Source organism: Rhodococcus sp. Q (genome assembly GCF_005503035.1).
Taxonomy (GTDB): Bacteria; Actinomycetota; Actinomycetes; order Mycobacteriales; family Mycobacteriaceae; genus Rhodococcus_G.
Genome location: NZ_SCOY01000070.1, coordinates 1 through 1,119, shown reverse-complemented (window position 1 = coordinate 1,119; position 1,119 = coordinate 1). Strand labels below are relative to the sequence as shown.

Here is a 1,119-nt window from a genome sequence, read left to right as displayed (position 1 = left end):
TGTTGCGGGTCATGACGTTGTAGACACCGGCCAGGATCTGGGCCAACCAAGGCGGACGGGTCCTTCCGCGGCAGGATGAGAAGTACCACCAACTCGTCCGCCGACAGAAAGACCCGTCCGTGACCCACAGTAATGCGCCGCTGTCCGTCGAAGGACGCCGCAGACTTGTCGAGCGTTGCCAGCACCGTCCGATCGCTCATGTCGCCGCCGAGATGGGGATCTCCCGCGCGTGCGCCAGCAAATGGGTGGGCCGGTACCGCCAATACGGTGAACTCGGCCTCGCGGACCGATCCAGCGTCCCCCACCGCCAACCGACGGCGACCCCGAACCAGGTCGTCGCTCGGATCGAATCCCTACGACGCGAGAAGAAGTGGTCAGCCCGCCGCATCGCCCTCGATCTCGCCGCCGAGGGAACCGCCGTCTCGGTGCGCACCGTCAGCCGGCACCTGGTCTACCTGGGCTTGAATCGTCGAAGGTTCCTCGACGCCAGCGGAGCCGACAATCGCAAGCCCCCGGTCGCGATCGTCGCCCGGTACCCGGGCCACATGGTGCACGTCGACGTCAAGAAGGTCGGCCTGATCCCCGACGGCGGCGGCTGGCGCATGCATGGCCGAGGCAGTGAGCACGCCAAGACCGTCGACCGGGGCAAGAAGCGTGGCACCCGCACGGGCTACGTGTACCTTCACTCGATCGTCGACGGCTTCTCCCGCCTCGCCTACACCGAAGCGCTCGCCGACGAGAAGGGTGTCACCGCAGTCGGTTTCATCAACCGAGCCAAGGTGTTCTTCGCCGCACACGGCATCGCCCGGTTCACACGGGTGGTTACCGACAACGGGTCCTGCTACCGCTCGGCGGTGTTCGCTCGTACCCTCGCTGGCACCCGCCACCAGTTCATCCGCCCGTACACCCCACGGCACAACGGCAAGGTCGAACGCTACAACCGGATCCTGGCCGAGGAGTTCCTCTACGCCCGCGAATGGACCAGCGAAACCCAACGATCAGAGGCACTCGCGGTCTGGAACGTCCACTACAACTACCATCGACCCCACACTGCCGCCGGAAACCGGCCGCCAGCGACCCGACTCCACGCCGGTGTCACCAACGTCATGGCCTCATACA

1 protein-coding gene is annotated in these 1,119 nt (G+C 66.0%); it reads left to right on the top strand.

The window, feature by feature from the left end:
• Nucleotides 1-119 precede the first annotated feature (119 nt).
• Nucleotides 120-1,119 (top strand): IS481 family transposase (locus FFS72_RS26270; protein WP_137876695.1); only part of this gene is annotated, 1,000 nt, incomplete at its 3' end.